At 47.1% G+C, this 25831-nt stretch carries 26 protein-coding genes, 1 rRNA gene and 2 pseudogenes; 7 read left to right on the top strand and 22 right to left on the bottom strand.

The window, feature by feature from the left end:
• Window positions 1-126: 126 nt before the first annotated feature.
• The 6 genes and pseudogenes from LCF57_RS09995 to LCF57_RS09970 form a co-directional block, all read right to left on the bottom strand.
• Window positions 127-888, bottom strand: a complete 762-nt coding sequence (locus tag LCF57_RS09995) for an HpcH/HpaI aldolase family protein (RefSeq protein ID WP_226000550.1) — start codon at window positions 886-888, stop codon at window positions 127-129.
• Window positions 882-2732, bottom strand: coding sequence for an IucA/IucC family protein (locus tag LCF57_RS09990; RefSeq protein ID WP_226000549.1), 1851 nt, complete (start codon window positions 2730-2732; stop codon window positions 882-884). The genes LCF57_RS09995 and LCF57_RS09990 overlap by 7 nt, the downstream gene beginning before the upstream one ends.
• A complete protein-coding gene (locus tag LCF57_RS09985; protein ID WP_226000548.1) occupies window positions 2729-4705 on the bottom strand; it encodes an IucA/IucC family protein in 1977 nt (658 codons plus the stop codon). Before LCF57_RS09985 ends, LCF57_RS09990 begins: the two co-directional genes overlap by 4 nt.
• 25 nt (window positions 4706-4730) lie before the next feature.
• Complete coding sequence (locus LCF57_RS09980) at window positions 4731-6200, bottom strand: DHA2 family efflux MFS transporter permease subunit (protein WP_226000547.1); 1470 nt, start codon at window positions 6198-6200, stop codon at window positions 4731-4733.
• A 12-nt stretch (window positions 6201-6212) separates the two neighbouring features.
• Window positions 6213-7587, bottom strand: a pseudogene (locus LCF57_RS09975) (diaminobutyrate--2-oxoglutarate transaminase).
• Window positions 7588-7887: 300 nt separating this feature from the next.
• Window positions 7888-8430, bottom strand: a complete 543-nt coding sequence (locus LCF57_RS09970) for a GNAT family N-acetyltransferase (RefSeq protein WP_226000546.1) — start codon at window positions 8428-8430, stop codon at window positions 7888-7890.
• Between the two features lie 171 nt (window positions 8431-8601).
• Here LCF57_RS09970 and LCF57_RS09965 point away from each other — a divergent pair, with 171 nt between their 5' ends.
• Window positions 8602-9471, top strand: a complete 870-nt coding sequence (locus LCF57_RS09965; protein WP_226000637.1) for an aminoglycoside 6-adenylyltransferase — start codon at window positions 8602-8604, stop codon at window positions 9469-9471.
• Window positions 9472-9569: 98 nt separating this feature from the next.
• Here the strand turns inward: LCF57_RS09965 and LCF57_RS09960 are convergent, their stop codons facing one another.
• The 6 genes from LCF57_RS09960 to LCF57_RS09935 form a co-directional block, all read right to left on the bottom strand.
• Window positions 9570-9914 carry a cupin domain-containing protein gene (locus LCF57_RS09960; RefSeq protein ID WP_226000545.1) on the bottom strand — a complete coding sequence of 115 codons (345 nt, stop codon included), beginning with the start codon at window positions 9912-9914 and terminating at the stop codon, window positions 9570-9572.
• 76 nt (window positions 9915-9990) lie between these two features.
• Window positions 9991-10326, bottom strand: coding sequence for a YolD-like family protein (locus tag LCF57_RS09955; protein ID WP_226000544.1), 336 nt, complete (start codon window positions 10324-10326; stop codon window positions 9991-9993).
• 12 nt (window positions 10327-10338) lie between these two features.
• Entirely contained in the window at window positions 10339-10533 is a 195-nt protein-coding gene (locus tag LCF57_RS09950; protein WP_226000543.1) for a hypothetical protein, read from the bottom strand.
• A 248-nt stretch (window positions 10534-10781) separates the two neighbouring features.
• Window positions 10782-11162: a VOC family protein gene (locus LCF57_RS09945; protein WP_226000542.1), complete on the bottom strand. Its 381-nt coding sequence runs from the start codon at window positions 11160-11162 to the stop codon at window positions 10782-10784.
• A gap of 63 nt (window positions 11163-11225) precedes the next feature.
• The gene (locus LCF57_RS09940) at window positions 11226-11714 is read right to left on the bottom strand and encodes a hypothetical protein (RefSeq protein WP_226000541.1); all 489 of its coding nucleotides are present in this window, start codon (window positions 11712-11714) and stop codon (window positions 11226-11228) included.
• An 82-nt stretch (window positions 11715-11796) separates the two neighbouring features.
• A complete protein-coding gene (locus tag LCF57_RS09935) occupies window positions 11797-12159 on the bottom strand; it encodes a response regulator (protein ID WP_264083565.1) in 363 nt (120 codons plus the stop codon).
• Between the two features lie 296 nt (window positions 12160-12455).
• Between LCF57_RS09935 and LCF57_RS09930 the strand changes: the two genes are divergently transcribed.
• Entirely contained in the window at window positions 12456-12668 is a 213-nt protein-coding gene (locus tag LCF57_RS09930; RefSeq protein ID WP_226000540.1) for a helix-turn-helix domain-containing protein, read from the top strand.
• Window positions 12669-12883: 215 nt separating this feature from the next.
• Here the strand turns inward: LCF57_RS09930 and LCF57_RS09925 are convergent.
• A pseudogene (locus LCF57_RS09925) lies at window positions 12884-13571 on the bottom strand (transposase); the annotation flags it as partial.
• A gap of 109 nt (window positions 13572-13680) precedes the next feature.
• Complete coding sequence (locus LCF57_RS09920; protein ID WP_226000539.1) at window positions 13681-14070, bottom strand: winged helix-turn-helix transcriptional regulator; 390 nt, start codon at window positions 14068-14070, stop codon at window positions 13681-13683.
• Window positions 14071-14308: 238 nt separating this feature from the next.
• Between LCF57_RS09920 and LCF57_RS09915 the strand changes: the two genes are divergently transcribed.
• Entirely contained in the window at window positions 14309-14887 is a 579-nt protein-coding gene (locus LCF57_RS09915; RefSeq protein ID WP_226000538.1) for an NAD(P)H oxidoreductase, read from the top strand.
• Between the two features lie 189 nt (window positions 14888-15076).
• Here the strand turns inward: LCF57_RS09915 and LCF57_RS09910 are convergent, their stop codons facing one another.
• The 7 genes from LCF57_RS09910 to LCF57_RS09880 all read right to left on the bottom strand — a co-directional run bounded on the left by LCF57_RS09910 (window position 15077) and on the right by LCF57_RS09880 (window position 21858).
• Complete coding sequence (locus LCF57_RS09910) at window positions 15077-16057, bottom strand: metal ABC transporter substrate-binding protein (protein ID WP_226000537.1); 981 nt, start codon at window positions 16055-16057, stop codon at window positions 15077-15079.
• 40 nt (window positions 16058-16097) lie between these two features.
• A complete protein-coding gene (locus LCF57_RS09905) occupies window positions 16098-16955 on the bottom strand; it encodes a metal ABC transporter permease (protein ID WP_226000536.1) in 858 nt (285 codons plus the stop codon).
• Window positions 16901-17608, bottom strand: a complete 708-nt coding sequence (locus tag LCF57_RS09900; protein ID WP_226000635.1) for a metal ABC transporter ATP-binding protein — start codon at window positions 17606-17608, stop codon at window positions 16901-16903. Before LCF57_RS09900 ends, LCF57_RS09905 begins: the two co-directional genes overlap by 55 nt.
• 211 nt (window positions 17609-17819) lie before the next feature.
• Complete coding sequence (locus tag LCF57_RS09895; protein ID WP_226000535.1) at window positions 17820-18842, bottom strand: ABC transporter substrate-binding protein; 1023 nt, start codon at window positions 18840-18842, stop codon at window positions 17820-17822.
• Between the two features lie 42 nt (window positions 18843-18884).
• Window positions 18885-19673: an ABC transporter ATP-binding protein gene (locus tag LCF57_RS09890; protein ID WP_226000534.1), complete on the bottom strand. Its 789-nt coding sequence runs from the start codon at window positions 19671-19673 to the stop codon at window positions 18885-18887.
• A complete protein-coding gene (locus LCF57_RS09885; RefSeq protein WP_226000533.1) occupies window positions 19670-20782 on the bottom strand; it encodes a FecCD family ABC transporter permease in 1113 nt (370 codons plus the stop codon). Before LCF57_RS09885 ends, LCF57_RS09890 begins: the two co-directional genes overlap by 4 nt.
• Window positions 20779-21858, bottom strand: a complete 1080-nt coding sequence (locus tag LCF57_RS09880; RefSeq protein WP_226000532.1) for a CobW family GTP-binding protein — start codon at window positions 21856-21858, stop codon at window positions 20779-20781. The genes LCF57_RS09885 and LCF57_RS09880 overlap by 4 nt, the downstream gene beginning before the upstream one ends.
• Window positions 21859-21920: 62 nt before the next feature.
• Between LCF57_RS09880 and LCF57_RS09875 the strand changes: the two genes are divergently transcribed.
• From LCF57_RS09875 to LCF57_RS09860, 4 genes are all read left to right on the top strand, one after another.
• On the top strand, window positions 21921-22151 hold the full coding sequence (locus LCF57_RS09875; protein ID WP_318840656.1) for a GTP-binding protein: 231 nt from the start codon (window positions 21921-21923) through the stop codon (window positions 22149-22151).
• Between the two features lie 230 nt (window positions 22152-22381).
• A complete protein-coding gene (locus LCF57_RS09870) occupies window positions 22382-23383 on the top strand; it encodes a permease (RefSeq protein ID WP_226000531.1) in 1002 nt (333 codons plus the stop codon).
• An 8-nt stretch (window positions 23384-23391) separates the two neighbouring features.
• Complete coding sequence (locus LCF57_RS09865; RefSeq protein WP_226000530.1) at window positions 23392-24369, top strand: TIGR03943 family putative permease subunit; 978 nt, start codon at window positions 23392-23394, stop codon at window positions 24367-24369.
• A gap of 21 nt (window positions 24370-24390) precedes the next feature.
• The gene (locus LCF57_RS09860) at window positions 24391-25491 is read left to right on the top strand and encodes a CobW family GTP-binding protein (protein WP_226000529.1); all 1101 of its coding nucleotides are present in this window, start codon (window positions 24391-24393) and stop codon (window positions 25489-25491) included.
• A gap of 238 nt (window positions 25492-25729) precedes the next feature.
• Here LCF57_RS09860 and rrf read toward each other — a convergent pair.
• A 5S ribosomal RNA gene (rrf, locus tag LCF57_RS09855) occupies window positions 25730-25831 on the bottom strand; the annotation flags it as partial.

The raw sequence follows: 25831 nt of genomic DNA, 5'->3' as shown, positions 1-25831 counted from the left end.
GGCGCATACAGGCTGCTGCTCTCGTTCTCGTGTTTGCTGGATCATTTTTTCCACATACGAAACGACCTGCCCCTCAGACAGTGCTGTAACAAGCTGACTCATGTTCATCCTCCTTTATGTTACGAGCTAGCGTAGGCCACACCTTCTTGCTTGCAGGGCGCGAAAAGCAATTCCCCGCTCATCACCCAGCACGAAGGCATGAACCCCTTGCTCCACCCATGCACCGTATTCTCCAGTCTTTCGCGGAATGGCACAGTACGGAATATTTACTTCCCGTGAAGCTTCAAAAACCCGCTGTAGCCCCTCCTGCACAATCGCCGCATCGGTCTGCCATGGCACACCGTACGATTGTGATAAATCTGCTGCACCTTCCAGCACCATGCCAAGGCCCGGTACAGATAAAATATCTGCAATACGCTCCACGCCCAGTCCGCTCTCAATCATCGGCACCAGCATGATCTGATCATTGGCCTGTTTCATGTAGTCCACCAGACTTCCTTTGCCAAATGCGGCAGGTCTGCCACTGTTCAGGCTTCGCTTGCCCTCCGGGCTATATTTTGCAGCCTGTACAAGCTCCTCCATCTGCTCCCTGCTCTCCACATGCGGAACGACAATTCCTTGTGCTCCGCTGTCCAGCACCCGCAATATGACCTTGGTATCCACCTCGGGCACACGTACCAAGGGCGTGATGTGTGCAGCTTCCGCAGCGCGGATCATATGCTCCACGGTCTCGGGATTGATCATGACATGCTCCATATCAATAACGACAAAGTCATATCCGGCATGTCCGATCATTTCGACGGTAAGTGCAGCCGGGATGGAGGCAATCAGTCCAAATACCTCCTGCCCTTTCCGCAGCTTCTCCTGAAGCCGATTGACCGTTAGCATGTAGGCTTCCGGTGTGCATATAACGGATTAATCCCCGGCTTGAAGTGAAGATCCTCATCCCCAAGCAGTCGTCTTTTCATCAATTTTTCAATCTGTACGGTTGGGGCAAACAAATCAAACAGGCGGAATCGTTCCTCATGCTGAGGATGCTGGCGCTGATAATCATGAATGACCTGCGCAGACATCTCCCAAAAACGCTGCTCGTCCAGTTGATAATGCTCAGCAAGGAACATCGCCAGCTCGGCGGCTGCAATAAAGAAAAAAGCATCGTAAGTAAAATCGCGTACATCATCCGGATTACTCGTTTTAATAAACGAATTGCGGTTAATACGAGCATGACTTGGCGGCTCAGGATGAAGATCAGGACATTGGTCCGGCTCTGTCAGATGGTTCACGGAGAACCGGACACCATCATGAAAATCCTTAAGGGCCACCCGTGTCGGTTGCCCATTGCGGTGAATCAAAATCAAATTCTGACCATGAGATTCCATACCGATTCCATGCGCATACAGCATATGAATAATCGGTGATACCGTAGCCTCCAGCACCCGGCGGGTCCATTCCTCTACGCCGAATTGCTGTATCCATGGATCGATGAGGGGAACCCCGTTTTTTTGCACATAACATAATCCGTTAAAAGGTATCGCGTCCTCATCCGGTTGCAAATAGCCGTGAATGCTTTCCCGCCACACTGTCCCCAGCGAGCCGTACGTTTTCGCCTGACGGTATTCGGGTAGCTGCTCGTAGTCAAATGTGATACCCAGAACCTCACGCAAAACAAAAAATCCCTGTTGAGCAGCGTATTCATCGTGCTCCAGCAGCCCATGCAGCCAGTCTGTGATAAGCGCTCCATTCAGCACGGTATGTCCAGCCATGATCCGGCTGGTGGAGGTGTTCGTAATACTGAGCGACAGCTTCACATAAGCACGCTCCGGTGTCGTTCGGTTGGACAATGTACGAATCGACTGCTGCGCCTGATACACATCACTTGCCTCACCGAGCCATATGATCTGCTGATTCGCCAGCTCTTGATGGAAGCGGGGTAAAATGATCTGCTGCCACTGCCACGGATGGACAGGCATGAGCCGATATGCCTCGGGTTGCTGACCGTAGCTGGCCAACAAGGCTTGAAAGCGTGCGAATTCGCCTTCTCCCAGCTCCTGGCGAATAAATGCTTCATAATCAATCGCCTGCGATTGTCCGGCCCGAGTGTGACTTTTGGCAATAGCCAGCCACACAGGGCGAATCGGCTGCTTGAACTCGGGACCATACCGCTCATTATCTGTCAGCGTGAATCCAATTCTGGATTTATAGCATGGATGATACGGATGACCGTCTCCCAAATTGCCTTCCAGCTCATCATATCGGCGCTGGTCATCTGCGAGAGATGATTCTGTGAAAGAGCTTTGCGCCTGTACATCCTTGAGCAGAGTCTGCTCAAGCTCTTCTATAAAGCGTTGAAGTCGTTCTCCCTGCTGTGCGGCGCTGAGGACTTCGTTCGCAAAATCAGCCAGCGTGGCCAGCGTTTCACTTCCGTCTGTCCCGACCCGTATGACCGGAATATGAACCAGCCGAATGCGGCCAAAGCTATTCATTCGTTTTCCGACAGAACGATATTGAACGGGCTGCCCTGTGGTGTCCTTGCCATACAATATAAAATGCTGGCAGTCCTCTTTCACCGCATCGCTGCGAGTGTCATAGGGCAAAATTTCCTCATATAACAATGCCTGAATCAGCTGTCGGATGATGCGTTGCTCCACCTGTGTAAAGGTATCTGAGCGAAGCGCTTGAATGAATCGCTGAGTGGTCAAAGCGATGCCAGAGGAAGTTGCGGAAATAGTCATAAAGTCACCTCATGAATCTGAATAGGATTAGGAATTGAGATAAACGAGGGGGTATCCCCTCTGGATTGAAAGCAGCTTATAAAATTGGCTTTGGCAGGCAGTGTAGGATTAGTCAATAAATCCTGGATATAGGTGGCTAGACGGATACGAGCATCTGAATCATTCGAGCCTTTTTCCAACGCCTGTTGTACTTCTATTTCATCCTGTGCTTCTACTTGTTCCCGTAATTGCTCCAGGACTTTGCGAACCACTCCCCAATACTCCTGCTCACTATGCTGCTGATGAACCGCAAGGGCATGAATCAAAGCACCCAAATGATTCACAAAAAAATAATAACGGGTACGCAGCCATGGTTCTTGTGCACCGTATAAGACAGGACTATCCTCAGAAATCAGTGAGCCAACCCATCCAGCCGCCTCGGCCTGTTCACGCACAATACTCACACCCTCCAAATCCCGTACATAATAGCACTCCGGCCAGCCGTCCTGTAGGGACAGCAGCGAATTTTGCACATGGGCTTCAAAGGCGATGCCTTTCACCGCAAGCAAACGCAGCATGGGTACCATGGATACATGGAGATACCGCTCCAGCCAGGCTGCCAGGTTCGTCTGCTCTCTAACTTTGCCCGGAGAACGGCCTCGAATGACTCCAATCAGCCGTGGCTCCTGTTCGCCCGGCGGCGGCTCCAGCAAGGAAGCCATGACATAGGTCGATTCAGGGCTCAGGTCCATCGGACGGTAAAGAACCGTAAACTGGTCAGACAGCTGCTCCAGCTCGTTAACCGCTGCTGTTCCATCTTTTATCACCAATGGACCAGACTCAGACTCCTGTCCTGCGTCATATTTTGCATTTGAACTTCCCACCCATTCCGTCTCGTTATTCGGCTTGAAGCATGCACGGCTATATCCCGTTTCTGTTAGCACCTTGAAGGCCTCGGATTGGATATGGGATGACCATTCGGCTGAAAGATCATGGATGACCTTCGCAGCATCCAATGTACGTCGAGCCTGTTCCTGCGTATTATCGCGCACTAGATTCGTAATCCGAACATGCAACGGCAGCTTATAGCCGTTTCCCGTCTCTAAATTCCACACTGTTCGTATCGAAGAAGTCGGATAAAAAACAGGACCTAGCTCTCCCATAGGAATCAGCAGCCGCTGTCGTATTAGACTTTGAATATAGGGTTGCTGTAACACATGCTCAGCCTGCCAAGGATGCATAGGCAGTATACAATAGTGCTCCAGTTCCTTTCCCCATTGACGCTGGGCATGGATTTGCACGGACGGGTCGATAGCATTTCTGCGATACTCTTCACCAATCCATTCCTCCTGCACGTTATCCTCATGAACTGCAAAATAATACAGCTGGAACACCGCGCTCATCTCCGGACTGTATAACGGAAGCTCATCATCGGTAAACCCTTCCGTGCTTTTCGGAAAAGGATGAAAGGGATGTCCGAGCAGCAAAGACTGCTCTGAGTGTACATACGTCAGATGGGCTTCGGCTTCTGTACTTGAGGACTTGGATCTGCTCTCACCTGCAAGCTTCAGATGCTTGTCCATAAAAAGCGTCATCTTGTGCAGGCTATTACGAATACGCTGCTTCATCTTGTGCTGCTCCGCTTCCCGTTGCTCGGGATTGGCGTGGCAGCCCATCTCGTCCAGCAGCCTTCGTATGACCTCATCCATCTCAAGCCGTCTGCCGCTTCCTTCTTCCTCTACCTTGTACCACTCTTGCCCATACACATGTTGCCCTGTTGCAGAAAAATGAAGCAGCGTCCCTCTAACCTGTTGCCCAATCCGGGGCAGAATCACCCTTATTTCCTGTGCCTCCGCATCCACTCTCGGGTCAAATTGTTGCGTTTCTCGAAGATAGCTGTTAACCAAGGCCCGCAGTGTCGCTTGTTCCGCCCATATTCTGCTCTCAGACCGTTCTCCAGCGGCAGCGGAAGCTTCTTTTGATTGTGTCAGCATGTATATTCATTCTCTCCCTTCCTGTTCAAGCCTTAGGTGCAGACGCAGGCGCTTTCACTTCCGAGGTATCACCGGCTGTACGACGCGCTCCTTTTTTAGGAAGGAATGCGGGCGACTTGAGGAAAAAAGCGGCGGGGATCGTGAGTAAAATGAGTATGCTCATTCCAATAAAGCCTTCCCGGATCGCTTGCAGCGTTCCCGTTTCCACCGAATAGCCTGCCACCAGAAGCTGTGCCTTACGGACTTCAAAATAAATCGAAATGACAACCATTCCAAGCGAAGAGGTTAGTCTGCGCATTACATTATTCATCGCCGAGCCTTGGGCTACCAGTTTATCAGGAATCGCATTCAGCCCGGCGGTTGTGGCAGGCATATTGGACAAACCCAATCCAACTCCCCGCAGCATCATGAGGACAAAAATGACCCAGAGCGGTGAATGGAGCTGGAGCATACCGAGCATCGCCGTAGCCGCGCATGTGAGGACAAGTCCAGCGCTGATAATCCCTTTCGGACCCTTGCGATCCAGTTGCTTGCCTGCAAGGGTAACGAACCAGCCTGTGCATATGGCAGAAGGCAAAAACACAAGTCCTGTCATCATGGTGTCATAGCCATATACATGTTGAATAAGCATCGGGACCAGAAAAATGCTGCCAAACATCGCAATTGCCTGTACACTCGCCACGATCACGCTGAAGCTGTAGGTAGGTATTTTAAAAATGTGCACATTCAGCAAGGGCTGTTCCTTTATCAGCTCCATCCGTACAAACATCACCAGCAACATCGCTCCGGCAAGAAACAGCAGAATATGCAGCGGATCAACTAAATCTGCCGCCGTCTTTGTTCGGCCCAGCGCAAACAGAATGAATCCTACCCCCAGGGTGATCGTTATAAATCCGCTGCTATCAAAAGTGCGCGACGGATTGCTACGCGTAGAGGCCAAATAACGTATCCCCAGCAGCAATCCCAGCAGTCCAGTTGGCACATTCATGAGGAAAAGTACCTGCCAGCTGCTGAGCGACAGAACGACTCCTCCAACTGTAGGCCCGAGCATCGGAGCGGCCATAATCGCAATCCCCCATATTCCCGTAACCCTGCCGCGTTCCTCCTTGGGGAAGGCTTCAAAAATCAGCGCCAGCGATAACGGAATCATCAGTCCGCCCGCCATTCCTTGCAGTCCACGAAACATGATTACAGCGGTGAGCCCCCACGATATCGAACCGAGCAAGGAGCCTGCAACAAAGAGTGCAAGTCCACTCAGGTAGATTTTCTTTTTTCCAAAGCGATCCGCCAAGTACCCGGTTAAAGGCATGGTCATCCCCATCGTAATTAGAAAAATGGTAATGAGCCAGCTCGCCGTGACAGCGTTCGTATCGAACACCTTAATGAAGGATGGAATCGCCGGATTCAGCGAACTGTTATTCAGCAAAACCGTAAAGGTGCCGAGCATCACCGTGATGACGACCTTCCATTGAATGGCCGTAGCATGTATTTTCATCCTGGAGCCTGCTTAGTCGTATTCGTGCTGCAACCCGGCATAGGCTGCATGCACCGCTTCATTGAAAATAAGAAATATGTCGTCGATTTGGCGCTCGGTTACAATCAGCGGTGGTAAAAAGCGGATCACGGCAGAGTGCCTTCCCCCAACCTCCAAAATGAGTCCACGTTTTAAGCATTCCTGCTGTATTCGAGCAGCCAGCTTCTTGTGGGCCGGATGATGTCCCAAATGATCCACTGACTGCCGGTCGTCCACAATCTCTACCCCGATCATAAGCCCGAGGCCGCGTACATCTCCGATGCAACCTGTTTGCTGCTTCAGCACATTCAGACGGCTCATTAGTTGTTCGCCTCTGGCTGCGGCATGTTCGGGTATATGGTTGTGCTTTATATATTTCAGGGTCGCAAGCCCGGCGGCCATGGCCATTTGGATTACCACGAAATGTACCAATATGCGCCCCCGGATTCCAGATATCCAACGCTTCGTTATAAATCACCACCGACAGCGGAAGACTACCGCCAATCGCTTTCGACAAGACCAGCACATCAGGGATAATGCCCGCATGCTCAAAAGCAAACAGCTTACCTGTGCGTCCAAGTCCGGTCTGGACTTCATCAATAATCATCGGGATATTCCGTTCCCTGGTGATGCGGCGGATTTCCCGAATCCACTCGACAGGCGCAGGAATGGAGCCACCTTCCCCTTGAACAACCTCCAGAATAAAAGCACATGGCGTAGCAATCCCACTCTCGGGGTCATCCAGCAGGTTCTCAATATAACAACTGCTAAGTGCCTGCGTCTGCTCGCCACCTACACCAAATGGGCAACGATACACATAGGGATAGGGCATAAAATGAACATCCGGTATTAAGCCCTGCACCCGCTCTTTTTGTCCCAAAGTACCGCTGAGACTCATCGTAGCGTGGGTCGAACCATGATAACCGCCTTGGAAGGAAAAAATGCTTCGACGACCCGTGGCCGTTTTGACCAGCTTGATCGCGGCTTCCACCGCATCGCCTCCGGTCGGACCACAAAATTGGATTTTGGCCTGACGGGCAAATTTACGAGGCAGACTGGCGAATAGTTCTTCTACAAATTGCTCCTTCACTGGCGTGGTCAAATCCAGCGTATGCAGGGGGCGTTTTTGATCCAGCAGCTCTCTGATCGCTTCTAAGACCACTGGATGATTATGACCGAGTGCCAAAGTTCCGGCCCCGGCCAGGCAGTCAATATAGTTTTTTCCATCCATGTCCTTGACATAGATGCCTTCTGCTTCGGCAATGGCTATCGGGATACGCCGGGGGTAGGATCTGGCATTGGATTCCCGTGCAGCCTGGCTTTCCAGGTAACGGGTGTTTTGCGAGATAGCAGTTATAGCTTTTGACAACTCGATCACCTTTGATATTGATAATCATTTTCAATCAATTCACCTTCTTATTATATGGAATAAATATCCTGATTCCATGGACATTTCAGACCGGAATTTGGACAAAACCTATTTTTAATTCCTAAAATAGAATAAAAAACCACAATAAAAATCGTCATTTCGACCATTTTCACTGTGGTTCTTTGGCACTTACTTTCACTCTATGATTTTATTCAGGCGATTCAGCAAGAATACTTGCAATCTGCCCGCTGTTCGCCTCTCTATATACAAATCCATGATAATGTGGCTGATGGATGCCGATCAACCCTTTTGGACTGCCTTTTGACAATAATGCCGTGCGCGTTCTTGCTCGCCAATCAAATAAAACATGCAGGCCGCATCGGTTTGAATGCCTAATTCACACTCCTGACCCACAACCCAATCGCTTAAACACCAGCTGATAATAGTCGGGCCTTCCTCCGTATGTTGAATGGCAGCGCATCCAAATCCATTGTTTTCGTAAGCCTCCAGAGAAGGCCAGTTCCCCTGTGTCTCATCGATGATATCATCAAGCCCTGTCAGATGCCGCTGCTTTAATAAATCACGATCAATTGCAACGATATCCTCTCCAAGCGGGCTAGCTATACGGTCCAAATGCTGAGTAAACGTCATTCGTCCACTCTTCATAGATCGTACATCCTTCATCACAAATTCAAGAGCAGCTTCCCACTTTTCATCTGCCGGATAACATAGTACATAGTCTAGTTTTCCCTCAGTTGCAAACTTCGGCAGCAGGCTCTCCTGAATGAACCTATTGATTTCCTTGAAAAAGGCTTTATGGTCTGGACTTCCCCCTTCAGTCAAGTGGCTAGTCTGTAAAGAAAATTAGACGTCAGCAATACTTTGTCCTGCAATCCTCGTATAATTCCCGAGCCTTTTTGCCTAGAGCGAAGTTGAATAGCACTCATTCATGAGCTATTGTAAAGACATGACATTTTTTTTAGATAAAAAATGGACCTACAGGAGGTGGTTTTCCTGAGAAGTGAACATGAAATGTTTCGTACCATTCTTCAATTTGCCCAAGAGGACGAACGGGTGCGTGCTGTAATTATGAATGGTTCACGTGCCAATCCCCATGCTCCACGAGATATCTTTCAGGATTATGATATCGTCTTTCTCGTATCCTCTATGGAGAGTCTTATTCGGGATCGTCGCTGGATCAGTAGCTTTGGAGAATTAATAATTATGCAAACGCCCGATGAGCCTATGGAACCTGCTTCGATGTCTTGTGATCGCTTTGCTTTCCTTATGCTATTCACAGACGGCAACCGTATTGATCTCACACTCTGCCCTGCGGATAACATCGCCAATTGGCCCCGAGACAGCTTAAGTGTACTGCTGCTGGATAAGGACGGACTTGTGGAGCCTTTTCCGACGCCAAGCCTTCAAGATTATAAAACGATACCCCCAACAGCCCAAATCTATGCAAACTCCTGCAATGAGTTCTGGTGGGTCAGTACCTATGTAGCTAAAGGATTATGGCGACGAGAGCTTCCTTACGCCAAATTTATGTTGGATCGACCTGTACGGGATATGCTTCACCTCATGCTGGAATGGCATATCGGTATACAAACGGACTTTGCCGCGAATCCGGGCAAGGTGGGGAAATATTTTAAAAAGCTTCTTGAGCCTGAACATTGGACGGCCTATGTTCAAACGTTTTCGGATGCAGATTATGAGCATATGTGGCAAGCTCTTTTTATCATGGGAGATTTGTTCAGAGAAGTAGCCTTGGGTGTGGCAAACTATTATGGTTACGAATACCCCACCCAGGACGATCAACGTGTTACAAACTATCTTCATCATGTACATATCCTTCCAGCAGATGCAAAGGATATCTTTTAATGAAAGGACCAGTCAAGCACATAATTGATATGTACCTGACTGGTTCTGTTTGTTTACACCCTAACATTATACTGCTCTATGTTATCTGCCCCAAAATATTAGTTTTCGGCCAGGACCCGGTCACCTCTAGTCGCAGGCTGAGAGATAACCAAAAACTCAACATCCTCATCCGTTTCATTAAACATCTGATGAGCGATCAAAGGAGGAACCTCACAGCCTTCCTGAGATCCCAATTGGATTCGTTCGCCATCCACTTCAAGTATCGCTGTACCTGATAAAATAAAGAAAAATTGGCGAGCATGATGGTGATAGTGCCTAACCTCGTGTGTATTGCCAGGCATACGTTCATGAATAACGCTCAAATCTTTATGATTCACCAAACGCCAACCATCACATTGATCTCCCCATATATAGTGTTCAGCATTGTTTTTACTTACTTTCAAATTGAATTCCTCCTTCTTTTTGCAGCTACTGCTTCATTTTAAACCCGAGTTCTTACGGCTACAATCCTATTGTTGTTTATATATTCGCCTCGATAATTTCCTCCAGCTTAATCCAGCTAAAATCCTCTTCTCCACGGGACAGCTTCACTTCTCGTCGACTTGTGTTAATCACCGTTACAAGCCCACACAACTCCTCATCATCAAACGGATTGAATACCCGCAGCGTAATAAACTTCCGTTCATTATAGGAAATGATAAGGGCCTGTTCAATCTGCTGCATTTCCTGATCGTCCAGTGTTGGCTTGTTACGTCTGCCCTGATCCTTCATCAGTCTTAGATACGCATCCCGATGCTCAGGTAGGATCATGCGCGAGCTTTCCCATATACCGTTCCCTTCAAGCTTTTTCCCCATCGTAAACGCCTCCTATGCTGTTTTGGTTACAGGATGCCATGCCAGTACATGGTCTAATCGAAAAACGCGTGGCTGGCCTGTCTGTAAACAGGTAGCCCGTATCAAGCCATTTTGCACACGATGCACCTCAATACGCCGATGAGACAGTTTACCCTTCCGGTCCATATACACGATTTCCACGGTCTGCCCCACGTATTTCTCCAGCATGATCCTTCACTCCTTATCAGAACATTTGTTTGTATTATATGCGAACATGCGTTTGATTATCAATGTAAAAAAATCCCCTGAGGGATTTGACTCTCTCAAGGGATTTTTTATAAATATATAAGCTCTGAACTTAAAAGTTATCTAACGTGTCACTGCGCAGACGGATAATGCTTCGCTTGTACAGCACTATTCCGCCTACTCCGTTTTAATGTATGTTTTCGAGTTCAACTTATATTGAATTTTATTATTTACTTTTTTTCCATTACAGCAAAGTAATTTTCTTCATGATCTGCAAAGTTAAATACTCTTCCGAAAGGCATAGTTACTATTTCTCCGACTTTGACATTTTTATTTGATAAGTCGCCATATAATTGATCGAGATTTTCCGAAAAAAACATTAAGGAAGGTGCACCGAGATTTAATTCAGGTGACATTTTAGCAACTAATTCCTTATTATGGAGCACGATGCTTGTTTCTGCACCCTTTGCAGGAGCAATTTCAATCCATCTCATTCCCTGACCATTATTTTCTTCAGAAATTACATTAAATCCTACTTTTTTTGTCCAAAAATCCAGTGCCTCATCTTGGTTATTTACATACAGCATAATTTGACCAACTTTACTAATCATAGACTTTTTCACTCCCTTGTATAAGTATTACCCAACTCGATGTACCTAATCCTTACTATAGCTTTAAAATTCATAGGTGGACAGCTTGATATCCTCTTTATTCAAATCTTTTAGCGGATAGACAGGTCCATTCCAATAAGTCAGAATATCAACCGGCTCGCTCGTGCCATGTTCTTTTAAAGTAAGAGCCAGCTCAAGCAACAAATGAGGAAGCTGATAAGAGCTTGTTATAAACTGAACCTCTTCCGGACTTTCACAATCTTCTGCTCGATAGAACACAAAATAGCCCTCGGTATGATCCCCCATGAGTACAATATACCGTGCCAGAAATATAATTTCACCATTGGAAAAAGGAACGGAATGCGTCGAGGCAGGAACCAAATCCGTCTCTAATCCCTCTATACGTACCGTAAGCTCATTGTTAAGAGCATCCATTCTTTCTCTTTGTTCATTTATGAGCTGTTCATAATTTACAGGAACAAGCCCACCATTCCTGATCGTAGTGATCAGTTCATCTATAAATACCTTTTGAGACAATACCCGATTGCTCATCCTATTCATCTCCATATTCGTGAAAATAACCATGGATCTCTCATTTCAAATTGCAATATTTATGTATTAGAATCTGGATTCATTAACTACCAAGCATTTTTGAGACTGCATTTACGACCCTTTCCATCTCAAATGGCTTAACAATAAAGTCTTTGGCACCTGCTTTAAATGCTTTGATAATCGCTTCTTGCTGACCCAAAGCAGAACACATTAAAATATTGGCTTGTGGATCAAGCTCTACAATCTTTTTAACAGCCTCAAGTCCATCCATCTTAGGCATATTGATGTCCATGGTGATTAAGTCTGGGCGAAAGTGCGCATATTTCAAAACAGCATCATACCCATTCTCTGCCTCCGCAATAACAGAGTGACCTAAATCCAGAAAAATATCTTTAAGCACAGATCGCATAAATAAAGAATCATCCACTATTACAACTGTTGCCAAAATAATCGCTCCAATCTGTTATAAGATTATATCCATCTCCAAAGTTCAATATCGGTGAAAAAACGAGCATAATTAATAGAAAAAATCTGTAAAAACAAAAACGCTACCATTGAATTATAAAAGCAATTGGAAACTAGCTACCACAGAATTAGTTTTCAAAAAAACGTTTCACAATGACGTAATTCATTCCTGTAGGGTGAAGATCACAAAGTACTAGGTATCCAGTGAAACCTTAGCACTATGTAAGTTGAATTTAAAAGTCATCAATCGTGCCACTTCGCAGGAGGTGATGATCTTTGGCGATAAATATAAAGCTAGAAGAAACATTGGGCAAAGCAGGAATCACAAAAAATGCCTTGGCTCGCGAAGCAAAAGTTCGACCGAACTTAATTTACGATATGTGCGATGGTAAGACCAAACGCATAGATCTGGAAACATTAAGTCCTATTCTCGATACATTAGAAAATCTTACAGGTCAGAGACATAACCTGAGCGATGTTCTGGAATAATCCCATGCAACGAAAAAAAACGATCACTCTCCTGTCTAATGGAGATAGATCGTTTTTTTATGCTCTGCATATAGAGAAAATGCTTACAGTAATAAGTAAATATAATCATAAAGTTGTAAAACACGACTAACAAGTCCTACAAATTGTGATAGTCCTTTCTTTTGTATTTATTCCTATAAATAAGCAAAAACGGATCCATAAACAACCAAATGGCATTAAGCGCCCTTGAGCTGTTTACAAACCAAGTGGAAAGGAATGCCTTTATGACCGCAATCGTAAACAAACTGAAGCCGGTCCAGTTGGACTTGCTTGCGGACGGTACGCAACCCATCGCCAAATCGGCAAAGCAGCCCCAACCCAGTGGTGCAGTACAAATGCGTTTACGCAAGCAACGCCCAAAGACGGACAAAAGCGGTTACTGAACGAACCTGGTACTTGTCGAAGCCAAGGTTATTCTTAGACTGGCGAAAAAGAGCTCAATGGGCCATCTCTTGCTGTAATAGCTCGAGATCGTTTCCGTATCCAAGGAGACATCCGTGCACAAAAACGCACGCAGTGCTTTGGGCTCTCCGAACGCTTGCTCCGGCCAGCACAGGAGGACAACAGCATTTTCAATATCGTTTAAGGGACCTTCATATCGGTACGTCCAGTACGAAGTTCCGTTCACGGTCACGAGGCGAACGTCTTCCTTGCGAAGGTGGGCAGCAAAATCTTGTACAGAAATACGGATGCCTTGCGGATAAAGAATACGATTGCATTTCAGACCGTCGATCAGGTGGTAGCCTGCAGCAGCATAACTGTCGATCATGCGGGCACAAGTAAACCAGGTATCGACCAGCCATAGCCACCGTGAGGGGGAAGAGGCAGCGTCGCGGCCATGTCGCATACGTGATCAATCTTGGTATAGACCATAAGTCCAATCGTCGTGCGGTGGCGATCGCTCTGTCTCTATTTATTTTGTTTTTGCAATTTACTGAAAGTGAATTTGCTCATTTATAGTAGTAACTTAAATTTACTCTATACAGCAGCCTTGGAATTCTTCCAAAACCTTGGATTTGTCTCCATGAATCTTTTCCAGGTGATCCTCTCCCCAATAGCATAAATGGTCTAGCGCGGGTTTTAATCCCCAGCCGTAGTGCGTTAACTCATACTCCACTTTAGGAGGGATCTCATTATAAACCTTTCGTGTAACGATCTCATCCTTTTCCAGGCCTCTGAGCTGAGTGGTCAGCATTTTTTGAGTAATGCCAGGCATTAACCGACGAAGCTCAGACGTTCGTTTCCGCCCTGTCATCAAATGGTAGATAATTAAAGGCTTCCATTTTCCTCCCATTACTTCTAAAGCCGCTTCCACTCCAACTTGATACTTCTTTTGAACGCTATTTTTCATCTGTTCAGTCATCTCTTAAACCTCCGTTAAAAGGCTACGTTTGCTTAAAGCAACCCATCACTTCAATCCTTTACTCAGGTCAGTTTCTAGGGAATCTACCTAGGGTACTTCCATGTTCCTATGGCACCTGTATCATCCTATAGAACTTAAAAGTGCGTACTTCCAGATCATTTTCCTACTGTTTATAATAGCATCAGCCATTGATCATGGCTAGAAATTAGCTGTTGAGAAAGGTAGTGAAGATACAAGCATGAAAGTATTAAGCGTTGTTTCACACCCGAGAAAAGATTCCTTGACCTTTGAGGTGGCCGGTCGTTTCGTACAAGGTCTTGCCGAGGCTGGCCACGACTATGAGATATTGGATTTGCACGGGATTGGTTTTGATCCTGTTTTAAAAGGAGCAGATGAACCCGATTGGTCAGTTGCGGAACAGTCCTTTTCCCCTGAAGTAGAAATGGAAATAAGGCGGATGAAGGAGCATGATGCTTTGGCATTTATTTTTCCACTTTGGTGGTGGCATTTGCCGGCTATGCTAAAGGGGTATATTGACCGTGTATGGAACAATGGGTTTGCGTACGGTTCGAACCACCTTCATCATCAGCATGTCTTGTGGATTGGTTTGGCTGGCGTTTCGAAAGAACAGATGAAAAAGCGTAACTATGATGAAATGATTACTCATCTGCTGAATGTGGGAATTGCAGATTATTGCGGTGTTTCCAATTCCAAGGTTGAATTCTTATATGAGACTCTGGATTCAAATCCCGGTCATTACGAAATGCTGCTGAACCAAGCTTATCTCTTAGGTTTGAATTATGCCAAGGATCATTAAGCTCGCTTCGGAAGCATCACTTCCCCGGATTTATACCCTGATTAAAGGCTTTATTCAAGAAATCCGGGGGCGGTGGCGATGGGAAGCACCATCCGGATGCGCAGTGGCACGATAAATAGCTTTTAAGTCCAGTTTATATAGACATAAAAAAACTGACACCGTGGTCATACCGATGTCAGTTTACAGACTTTATTCATTCAAAGCTTTTTTCAAAGCCTCAAGATTGTTTTTCATCACCCCAAGGTAGTCGAGGTTGTTCTGTTTGTCTTCATCTGTCAGTCCTTCGAGCGGATTCAGAACATCCGTTTTTGCACCGATTTCAGTAGCAACGGTCTGAGCAACCTTCGGATCTACGAGGGTTTCAAAGAAAATGGTTTTTACATTGTTTGCTTTGGAAAATTTGATAATATCCGCCAGTTTGTCCGGTGTAGGCTCTTGCTCCGGAGAAAGTCCGGCAATCGGTACTTGAGTCAGACCGTATTGCTTGGCCAAATAGCTAAAAGCAGCATGCTGTGTAATAAAGTCTTTGCGTTTTACATCCTTCAGACCTGTTTTGAACGCTGTATCCAGATCTTTCAGCTTGGCGATATAAGCATCTGCATTTTTTTCATAATCGGCTTTGTTGGCAGGATCGGCATTTACAAGCCCCGCTTCAATAGCCTCTACTTCCTTTTGCGCCAATACGGGATCAAGCCATACATGTGGGTCGAGCACATGACCGTGATCATGGCCTTCCTCTCCATGCGCTTCTTCCTCCTCAGCAGTACCTTCCATCAGGTTCAGCCCTTTACTCGCTTCAACTACAAAACGCTTGTCGTTGGCTGCGCTGCTCAAAGCCTGCTCTGCCCAGCCTTCGACGATACCGTTATAGACAAATACGTCAGCGTCCTTGATCTGTGCCATATCCTTGGCGCTCGGTTCCCAGTCATGTGGCTCAGCACCGGCAGGAATCAGGGCCGTTACGTTCGCATGCTCTCCGGCAACTTGCCTTGTAAATTCATACATCGGATAAAAAGTGGTAACCACATTCAGCTTTTTACCGCTTTGCTCCGTACCCGGCTCGGTTTGGGAAGGTTTTGTAGCTGTATGATCAGATTGGACTCCACAGCCGGACAAAATAAGTGCCAGTCCCGCAGACAATACGAATGATTTTTTGAACCATGTATTCATGTTCATAACTCCTTTATCTGTTTATTATTAGTTGCTATTTTTAATTGTTCTCACTGCGTACCGCATTTTTCCGTCGAGAAGTCTGCTGTTTACTCAGCTTGCGTACCAGCTTTTGAATACCCACTCCCAAGATCAGGCATAATAATAGCACCATAGCAATGGTTCCCCCTGGGGGCGTACTCAGTTCATACGAGGCAGTTAAACCCGTAAATACGCCGATCAGAGCCGTTACCATAGATATCCAGATGGCTACCGCAAAGCTCGGTGCAATTCGTATGGCCAGCGCAGCAGGGAGCACGATTAGTGAAGAGACAAGCAGCACACCGACAATCGGCATTGCAGCAGCTACAATCATCCCCGTCAAAATACTAAACGCAAATGAAATGGATTTGACGGGAAGGCCGTTTGTCTTCGCTGTTTCTTCATCAAAGGTAATTTGGTACAAAGGGCGTCGGAAGACAAAAAAGAAAATGCCTCCGATCACAGCCACAACGATCATCAACATCAATTCTGTCTGATTGACCGCTACCACCGAACCGAACAAATAAGCAGAAAACCCTTTATTAATGCTCTGATTCAGATTCATTAAAATAACAGCCGTCGATAAACCGCCGACCATAATAATAGCCACAGAAATCTCACTATATGTTTTATAGGACCTGCGGACATATTCAACGATAATCGCACCGATCACAGCTACAATAAAACCGGTGATCGTCGGGTTCATGCCCAAATAGGCGCCCGCTGCTACCCCTGCCAGCGATACATGCGATAGCATGTCCGCCATCAGAGCCTGACGCCGCAGCATCAGGTACACTCCAAGCACCGAGGCCAGCAGTGCAATTACCCCACCGGCACAAAATGCCCGCTGCATGAAGTCGTAGTGCAGCATTTCCATCCGCCATCTTCCTTCCTCTCAAGCTCAATAATACGATCCAAATAATGTTGCACTTCCGATAGTCCATGCGTGACCATGACCACCGTTCTTCCATATTCCTTGACCTGCTGATTCATCAAGTCATAGAAATGATGGCGGCTTTCCTGATCCATACCTGTTGTAGGCTCATCCAAAATAAGCAAATCCGATTCCTGAGCGAGCGCGCGTGCAACACAAATGCGCTGCTTCTGTCCACCGGACAATTCGCCAATCTTACGATGACGCAATTCCCACATCCCTACCTGACGAAGCGCCTGCTCCGTCAAGGCATGATCCTCAGGCCGCATACGGCGCAACCAGGAACCATGCGTGTATCTTCCTGAACGGACAAATTCCAGAATCGTACTTGGAAATCCGCCATTGAAGGCAGCGATTTGTTGCGATACAAATCCAACAACGAGCTTCTTGCCTTCACCTGTGCGGTCAGACATAAACACCTTGCCCCGCCAAGGCTGAAGCAAACCCAGTAACAGTTTAAGCATTGTTGATTTGGAAGCACCATTCGGTCCGGTAATTGCCACAAATTCTCCGGAAAAAATTTCAACATTGGCATCCACCAAGTTAGGAACGTCTCCGTAGCCAAAAGTGACTTGTTCCAATGAGGCCAATAACATGACGCAAATCTCCCTTTCCTTTAAAAAGCCTGGAGCCACTGAGCAATCATCATTGCGCAGATTCTCCAGGTCGTTTATGATCATTAAACCATCTACCGTAATTATTACGATTTGGTATTAAAAAAAGAAGCGTTCGATAAACGTAACCTTTACGCATTAGCAAGTTTAACAGTTTAGGCAAGGTTCGTCAATGCTTTGACAACTCTTTTGTTTACTTCACTTTGTCCGGGTACAGACCTACAGCCAAGGTTTTCAATGCAATCGGTGCGCGTATGCCTTCAGCCGCTGCGGACAGAGGCAGCATCACAAACCGTTTGTTTTTGATCGCTTCCACACCTCCCAGTGCAGGCTTGCTTAGAAGCAGCTTCTCTTTATCCTCCAGCGAGGTGTCTCCGTAGTCTAGAATTACAATGACGTCAGGGTTACGGCTCACAACCTCTTCCCAGCTTACCTCAGCAAAACTTTTGTTAATATCATCAAAAATATTTTTCGCCTTTACACTTTTAATCAACGAGGTCAGATAATTGTTGGCAGCCGTAAAAGGCTTATCTTCGCCGCTATCATAAACAAACACCTTCGGTGCCTTCTCTACATTACCAATTTGAGTCTGAATGGACTGCACTTGTCCACGAATGTCACCTACCAGCTTGTCTGCCCGGTCTTCAACCCGGAAAATGCGTCCAATATTTAGTATATCCAGATATACATCTTCTAACGTTGGACCCGGCTTATTGGATGATTCCTGTACATAGGTCGACACTCCCTGCTTCGCAAGCTCCTCACGGGAACCGAGATTTTTATCATTAAAGGCACTCTTCCAGCCCGCATAAGCAAAATCCGGCGCAGCAGCCATAAATACCTCTTTAGACGGATACTGCTTGGCCAGCACCGGGATTTTGTCATATTGAGCCTTATACTCCGGTAAAATCTGATCATCCAAATACGCTGTTCCTACCATGGAGGACTCCAGCCCAAGAGCCAGCATCACCTCTGTTGCGTGCTGGTTCAGTGTAATTGCGCGTTTGGGAGCTTCGGGAAATATCATCTTAACGCCCATATTCTCAAGCTTTACCGGCGTCTCTTTGGTCGCCGATTGCGATGCGGCAGACTGTTGTCCATTTGTAGCTGAATCGGTTGTTTGAGCCGTGTTTCCTGTTCCACAAGCTGATAGTAGCAGCACCGTCACCAAAGCGAGCATAATCCATGATATTGCGCGTTTGCTATATTTTTTCATATGTACTGCCCCCTCTCTTATAATAGCTGCATTCTGTTTAGATCAAAAATGGTCTTCTCTCCTAAGAGAATCCGGTAAAAAGGTAATATTCGGCTTACCGGTTTTCGGATGGATGCAGATTTCCGTCTCCACTCCAAAAACACTGCGCAGCAGATTCGACTGAAGTATGTCCTCTGTTTTACCGGAGGCTACCACCTTGCCCTCTTGTAATACATACATTCGGTCACAATACAAAGCCGCCAAATTCAGATCATGCAGTGCAGCAAGCGTAGTTACCTGAAGCGCTTTGACCAAATCAAGAATTTGCAGCTGATACCGGATATCCAGATGATTCGTCGGCTCATCCAGCATAAGAAATTTCGCCTGTCCAGCCAGCGCTCTGGCGATCAGCACCCGTTGTTTTTCACCACCGGACAAGGTTGCAAAGCTCTGATCGGCCTGAGTGTCCATGCCTACCCGTTCCAATGCCTGTTCTACCAATTCATAATCGACAGTGGTATCCGCCTCCAACAGCTTTTTATGCGGGTGGCGGCCCATCAAGACGATGTCCCGTACTGAAAAATCAAACGTCTGAGGTGCATCCTGACTCACCACCGCCATTTGCCGGGCCGTTTCCTTGTACTTCATGCGCAGCATATCCCTGCCATCCAGTGTTATCCATCCGTTGTCAGGCTTTAGTACACGGTACATATTTTTGAGCAGCGTTGATTTGCCACTGCCGTTCGGACCAATCAGACCGACCAGCTCTCCCTTTTTGACCTGAAGGCAGATGTCTTCGATCAGCCGCTTATCGTGAATACTGAAGGTGATGTGTTCGACTTCTATATTCATTTTTCGCCTCCAAATGAATAGGAACTGCGCCGCAGCAGCCACACAAAAAAGGGTCCTCCGCAAACGGCTGTCACAATGCCGATCGGCAGCTCTTGCGGAGCCAGCACGAGCCGGGCACATACGTCTGCCCACACAACAAAGATAGCTCCCGCCAACAGACTGACCGGCAGAACACGGCGATGATCCGATCCCACCATCAGTCTCACGATATGCGGAATCATCAGCCCGACAAAGCCAATTGAGCCACTAACCGCCACAACCGCCCCGGTTAGAAGCGAGGCTATAATGACGAGAAGCACGCGAAACGTCTGTACGTTCACACCGAGCGTTACTGCTGCCTCTTCGCCTGTCAGCAGAGCGTTCAGTGAGCGGTATTGAGTCAGCAGGATCATCGTCCCGCCAGCTATAATGAGGGTCGGAATAAGAAGCGTATCCCACTGTGCGCCTGCCAGACTGCCCATCATCCAATACATCGCGTCGCGGATACCCTTTTCATTAGGAGCCATCGTAACGATAAAGCTGGTCACAGCCGACAGCATCATGGACACCGCCACGCCTGCCAGCAGTAATCGGGTCGTCGATATCCGTCCGGCCACACGGGCTAATGCGAACACCATAAGCATCGCTGCCAGCGAGCCTAAAAAAGCAGACAAAGGCAGCGCGAACCGTCCAAGGATACCAAAGGCTCCAAACACAATAACCAGGGTCGCTGTAACTGAAGCCCCGGACGAGACTCCTAAAATATAGGGGTCTGCTAACGAATTACGAATTAAGGCCTGAATAGCGGCCCCTGTAACGGCTAACCCTGCCCCTACGATAACGCCCAGCAGCACGCGTGGAAAACGGATTTCCCAGACGATATATTGCTCCGGCCTGGTCCATGTCACAGGTATCCACTGGTCCAGCCAGGGAAGATGGGACAGAGCAATTCGCCATACCGTTCCTGGCGCGACAGCCACAGGACCGAGCATGACTGCGACTGTAATCGACAGCACCAACCCAGCTGCCAATAACAGCAGAATTGTAGTAAATCCCATAGCAGATTTTCCAGCTATATGGGCGTTAGAATTATGTTTTGATGGATAAACGCTACTCGTTCCTGAGGTCATGAACTAATCCATGGCTTTTCGGCCGTTTCCAGCGTTCTCAATCGTTCTTCGATCTCAGAAGCAGAGAAATTTTCGCCCATAAGGACCGCAACATCATTCACCGATTTTTGCGGACGAATCGGAATAATTTCCAACTCTCGGTAAGCAAACTGGAACATCATCTGACCCTCTGTTTCGAGAAAACGTACAATTCCTTTGGCACGGTAAATTTCAGCGGGCAAGCTGCGGAACAGCTGTTCAAACTTGGATCGCGGCACAGGTTGCCCGAAGAAATGCGTGTGTACGACAACATGGTCGTAGGAATGATAATGCTCCCCGTGGCCGTGGCCATGGTCATGGTCGTGGTCGTGATTATGATTATGATGGTCATGATCTGCATGGTCATCATGAGCGTGCAGATGACTTTCCGAATGATGATCATTCCCGTTATCGGCTATGGACTCCTTTGAATGCAAGGCATCTATACGATCCTCTCTTTGAATGGAGAAAAATACATCCGCGTCTACGTCGCTCCGTTGTGTATTTACGGTCAGGGCATAAGGATTTAATTCCTTGACGAGGGCTTGTACTTTCTGCAACTCTCCCGCGGCCAGTAAATCAGTCTTATTGATAATCAGCTTGGAAGCGCATCGAAGCTGATCCTGCATCAAACGAAACGACTTGCTTCTCTCGTTACCTGAGGCAAAATCCAAAAATTGACGCGCATCCATCACCGTAATAACGGATTGTAAAACCATAGTGGAATACATAGAAGCATCTGTCACGGCATCTACAATTTCCATTGGATTGGCTACTCCGGTACATTCGACGATAATCACGTCCGGTTTATATTCTTCGGCAAGATTCATTAATTCAACGCCCAGGTCCCCGCGAATAGTGCAGCAGATACAACCACTAAGCATTTCCTTCATGGGAGCTTGACCGTTCACCAAACTGCCGTCCAGATTAACATCGCCCAACTCATTCATCAAAATAGCCGGCTTGAGGCCCTGCCCTTTATAGTAAGCCAGTGCATGCTGAAGAAGAGTTGTTTTACCACTGCCCAAAAATCCAGATAAAACAGCAATCGGTATCATAAAATCCTCCTTGTCTTTACAACATTTAATATGGATCGTACCGTAAAAATTTCCTTCTTGCAATCATTTATCGGATTTTAATCGTAATAATTACTAATAATTATAAAGGCATTCTGAATTTACAAAATGTCAGCAAACGTGTCATTTTTCAGGGCGTTCATATGCTATTTGGCACACAGACAGACCGAGCCTGGAAAGAGAATGAGCCGCGCCGCAGTGAAATCGTCATTATCGGCCGAAATCTGGACGAGCAGTGGTTCCGCAGCAACTTTGCTTCCTGTGTAGCTGTGTAGCTCACATTCCCATATAACACAAAGAACCTCCAATCCTACTGAAGCGTGAGATTTGGAGGTTTTTTGTACTTTTTTACATATCGTAATATTTACGATTAATAAACATAAATATATGAACACACTCGGACTTGTCAATATAGACAGTAATCCAAACGCTATTCAGCGGGCATGTTTGTCCTGTAACAGGCATAGGATGTAGACAACAACCCTTATTTCCGAGGAGACGTCTAATGAAAAACAGTACGCTGTTGAAGATGCTGCCTTTTATGATTCCATTCACCTTTCTTATCCCAGTGCTTATTATGCTATCTCCCCGGTGGCTTCGCTCGTTGGATATGAGTCAGATGCAGTCGTTAAAAACAGTATTTATGGGCATTTTCCTGGAAGCCATGCCATTTCTACTTATCGGCGTCCTCGTCTCCTCTCTTTTACAATGGCTTGTATCAGAAACGTGGATACGTAAAATGGCGCCTGCGCATCCTGTACCGGGTGTCCTGCTGGCCTCCTTGCTGGGGCTGCTGTTTCCGATCTGTGAATGCGGCATGATCCCTGTCGTTCGTCAATTGATGCTCAAGGGAATGCCTGCCTATATGGGCATTACCTTTATATTAAGCGGACCCATTATCAATCCCGTAGTGCTGGCTGCAACGATGATGGCGTTCCCTTCCCATCCCGAAGTCACGGCCGTTCGCATGGGGCTAGCCTTTGCCGTTTCCGCAATTATTGGACTAATTGTATATACCTTTGTGCGTGTACACCCGCTCAAACGGTCATTGCTGTCTTTTAACCAGCAGAAGCAGAACGACCAAACTCATCGGCATCAGCGCACTATGCGAGGCTTTTTTGTACATGCTGGTGATGAATTTTTGGACATGAGCAAATATCTTATTATTGGCGCATTATTGACAGCCTGTATTCAAACCTTCATCCCGCGCGATGAAATGCTTTCGTTAAGCGGTGGAGCGGCTGGCTCCTATGCCTTTATGATGGGCTTTGCCTATGTACTGTCGCTGTGCTCAACCTCTGATGCCTTTGTTGCTACCGCTTTTTCGCATACCTTTACATTAGGTCCGCTGGCAGCCTTTCTTGTGCTCGGGCCGATGCTCGATTTCAAAGGTACACTTATGCTGCTAAGCACCTTCCGCACCAAATTTGTCGCCGTCCTATGTCTGCTCATTATTTCGCTTGTCCTGGTTGGCTCTATAGCTGCTGAATGGTTATTCGGGAGGTGAATACTAGCGTGAATACAGCCTTTAGCATCCGCTGGCAGTATGGTATGCGTTCCTTGCTCATGATCGGATTAGCTGTATATATCATCACATTAAGCCGCACAAGCGCACTTCATTACTACTTGGCGCCACACATGCAAAAGTTGCTTCTGCTCTGCCCTGTGCCATTGTTGTTCATCGCTTTGGCAATGGCATGGCATGGAATAGTTGGGGAGCGAGACGGTGAGGATATGTGTGATTGCGAGCATCCGTTACCTCAAAGCTGGTTCAAAAAAATGCTTGTATATGGAATGTTGCTCATTCCGCTGCTGTTCGGCGCCCTGCTGCCCAATCAGGCGCTTGGTAGTGATATGGCGGCCAAAAAGGGAATGTCCTTCACCTACCCTAACCCGGATATCCGGCGCAAAACAGATTTACAGCCCACCCAAGCCCCCGCATCCCGCATTTTATCAACATCGTCTTCTGTGTCCGCTTCGCATCCATCGAAGAGCAAGTGGAATCAAGAAATGCTGGATAAGCTGTTCGTTCCGCCTGACAAGTACAATACTGAATTCGCCGAGCTGGCAAAACGCCTATATCAGCAGCCCATCATACAGATCAAGCCGGAAATTTTCTCTGAAACCATCGGAGCCATCGAATTATACAAGCACGCTTTTGAAGGAAAAAAAGTACAGGTGACCGGCTTTGTCTATAAAGACAGTAATCTGCGGGATAAAGGTCTATTTGCAGTAGGAAGGTTCCTGGTCATATGTTGTACTGCTGATGCCATGCCCTTCGGGATCATTGTTCAATCCCACAAGCTCTCGTCCTTTGACAAGGATACCTGGGTGACCATTGAAGGAACCTTGCATGCCACGCAAAAGGACAATGCGCCTATACTTGAAATTCGATCCGACAAGATAACCGAAGTCAAGCAGCCGGAATCTCCTTATGTCTACACCCAAGCAGACTCGGTAGCTGCTTTTGATCGCTTAAATGCAGCACACTAACCCTAGCAAGGAGGATAAAAGATGAACAAGGTTCCTGTGATTTTAATCAGCGGTTTTCTCGGTAGCGGCAAAACGACCCTGCTTCTGCGCCTACTGGCCCATACCCGTCAAATTCCGCTTCGTGCTGCGGTATTAATGAATGAAATGGGTGAAGTTGACGTAGACGGCGCCATCATTTCAGAAGAAATGCCTGACGTAACTGTGGAAGGATTGCTGGAGGGCTGCATTTGTTGCAGCAAAAAAAGCGAACTGGCAGGTGCTCTGCATACCCTCCTCAGCCAGGAGCCAGATTTGATTTTTATGGAAACTACGGGAGTAGCCAACCCTGAGCAAGTGCTGGAAGAGCTGCGCTCCCCGCTGCTGGCCAATCGGCTCTATCTGGTTCAAAGCATCAGTGTTGTGGACGCAAAGCTTTTTCATGAATACAACAGCCGCTTCACCGCTGACAAGGAGCTGGTTCGGACTCTGCACGGGCAGCTTCGCACCGCAGACTTCATTGTGGTGAACAAGACGGATGCCGCAAGTAGCCGTGAAGTGACGAAGGTCATCAAGAGTATTCGCAAGCACAACGATACCGCCAAGCTGCAAACGACTGCATATTGCCGGGTTGACCTTGAGCCACTGCTGAAGCCTGCCCTGGCCCCTTTATCCGTTGCTGCCAAACCTAAGCAGGTGCCTCAACTCGTCCCCGTACAGGCACAGCCAACCGATGCAGTCGCCACGTCCATTCCCACTACGATCAAAGAGATTGGACGACCTGCCAGTATTTCCAGAAGTGCGGCATTCAAAGTTATTTCTGCGCACAGCCATAGCCATGATCTTCATCAATCGCCTTCGTTTTCCCGTCTGGAGAGCTTAACCCTTCATCAACATTCTCCACAGCAGCTGGAAAAACAGCGTTTGGAAAATTTCCTGACCGGGCTTGGCTCCTCACTGCTTCGGGCGAAAGGCTATTGCGTGCTTCCAGAGGAAGGTACAATGCTTTTGCAATACTCGGGAAATCACTTCGAATGGCAGCCTACAGCTCTTCCGGTAAGTCAGGGGTATGTCACGCTTATTGGGGAGCAACTGGACAAGGCATCTATTGCCGATCAATGGGAGCAATGCTTCGTTTCACTGTAACTGACAGAATGGGTTTGAGAGTAAAAAGAGTCTCACTGGAATCTGCAAAATCCGTTATAAAAGACTGTTCCTTTGACCTCTAAAAGTCATTACTAGCATAAATTTTAAGTCTGCGGTTAAACGGAGAATTATTATATTATACAATATAAAAGGTGTTGTATTGAATGAAGTGGGAATAAAAAAGGCCATCGAGATTTCTCGACAGCCTGATATGACCCTGTAGGGTCATACTATTTTTGCTTGGCGGCGTCCTACTCTCCCAGGACCCTGCGGTCCAAGTACCATCGGCGCTGGAGGGCTTAACGGTCGTGTTCGGGATGGGTACGTGTGGAACCCCTCC

The sequence above is a fragment of the Paenibacillus sp. BJ-4 genome (assembly GCF_020404765.1).
GTDB lineage: Bacteria > Bacillota > Bacilli > Paenibacillales > Paenibacillaceae > Paenibacillus.
The sequence above is the reverse complement of the archived record's forward strand: the minus strand, read 5'-3'. Positions and strand labels throughout refer to the sequence as shown.

Bases quoted from the DNA above. Each gene is read 5' to 3' on its own strand.
- LCF57_RS09995 (WP_226000550.1), bottom strand. From the start codon at position 888: ATGCTAACGGTCAATCGGCTTCAGGAGAAGCTGCGGAAAGGGCAGGAG.
- LCF57_RS09990 (WP_226000549.1), bottom strand. From the start codon at position 2,732: ATGACTATTTCCGCAACTTCCTCTGGCATCGCTTTGACCACTCAGCGA.
- LCF57_RS09985 (WP_226000548.1), bottom strand. From the start codon at position 4,705: ATGCTGACACAATCAAAAGAAGCTTCCGCTGCCGCTGGAGAACGGTCT.
- LCF57_RS09980 (WP_226000547.1), bottom strand. From the start codon at position 6,200: ATGAAAATACATGCTACGGCCATTCAATGGAAGGTCGTCATCACGGTG.
- LCF57_RS09955 (WP_226000544.1), bottom strand. From the start codon at position 10,326: ATGGGGAAAAAGCTTGAAGGGAACGGTATATGGGAAAGCTCGCGCATG.
- LCF57_RS09950 (WP_226000543.1), bottom strand. From the start codon at position 10,533: ATGCTGGAGAAATACGTGGGGCAGACCGTGGAAATCGTGTATATGGAC.
- LCF57_RS09945 (WP_226000542.1), bottom strand. From the start codon at position 11,162: ATGATTAGTAAAGTTGGTCAAATTATGCTGTATGTAAATAACCAAGAT.
- LCF57_RS09940 (WP_226000541.1), bottom strand. From the start codon at position 11,714: ATGAGCAATCGGGTATTGTCTCAAAAGGTATTTATAGATGAACTGATC.
- LCF57_RS09920 (WP_226000539.1), bottom strand. From the start codon at position 14,070: ATGACTGAACAGATGAAAAATAGCGTTCAAAAGAAGTATCAAGTTGGA.
- LCF57_RS09915 (WP_226000538.1), top strand. From the start codon at position 14,309: ATGAAAGTATTAAGCGTTGTTTCACACCCGAGAAAAGATTCCTTGACC.
- LCF57_RS09910 (WP_226000537.1), bottom strand. From the start codon at position 16,057: ATGAATACATGGTTCAAAAAATCATTCGTATTGTCTGCGGGACTGGCA.
- LCF57_RS09905 (WP_226000536.1), bottom strand. From the start codon at position 16,955: ATGGAAATGCTGCACTACGACTTCATGCAGCGGGCATTTTGTGCCGGT.
- LCF57_RS09900 (WP_226000635.1), bottom strand. From the start codon at position 17,608: ATGTTATTGGCCTCATTGGAACAAGTCACTTTTGGCTACGGAGACGTT.
- LCF57_RS09895 (WP_226000535.1), bottom strand. From the start codon at position 18,842: ATGAAAAAATATAGCAAACGCGCAATATCATGGATTATGCTCGCTTTG.
- LCF57_RS09890 (WP_226000534.1), bottom strand. From the start codon at position 19,673: ATGAATATAGAAGTCGAACACATCACCTTCAGTATTCACGATAAGCGG.
- LCF57_RS09885 (WP_226000533.1), bottom strand. From the start codon at position 20,782: ATGACCTCAGGAACGAGTAGCGTTTATCCATCAAAACATAATTCTAAC.
- LCF57_RS09880 (WP_226000532.1), bottom strand. From the start codon at position 21,858: ATGATACCGATTGCTGTTTTATCTGGATTTTTGGGCAGTGGTAAAACA.
- LCF57_RS09870 (WP_226000531.1), top strand. From the start codon at position 22,382: ATGAAAAACAGTACGCTGTTGAAGATGCTGCCTTTTATGATTCCATTC.
- LCF57_RS09860 (WP_226000529.1), top strand. From the start codon at position 24,391: ATGAACAAGGTTCCTGTGATTTTAATCAGCGGTTTTCTCGGTAGCGGC.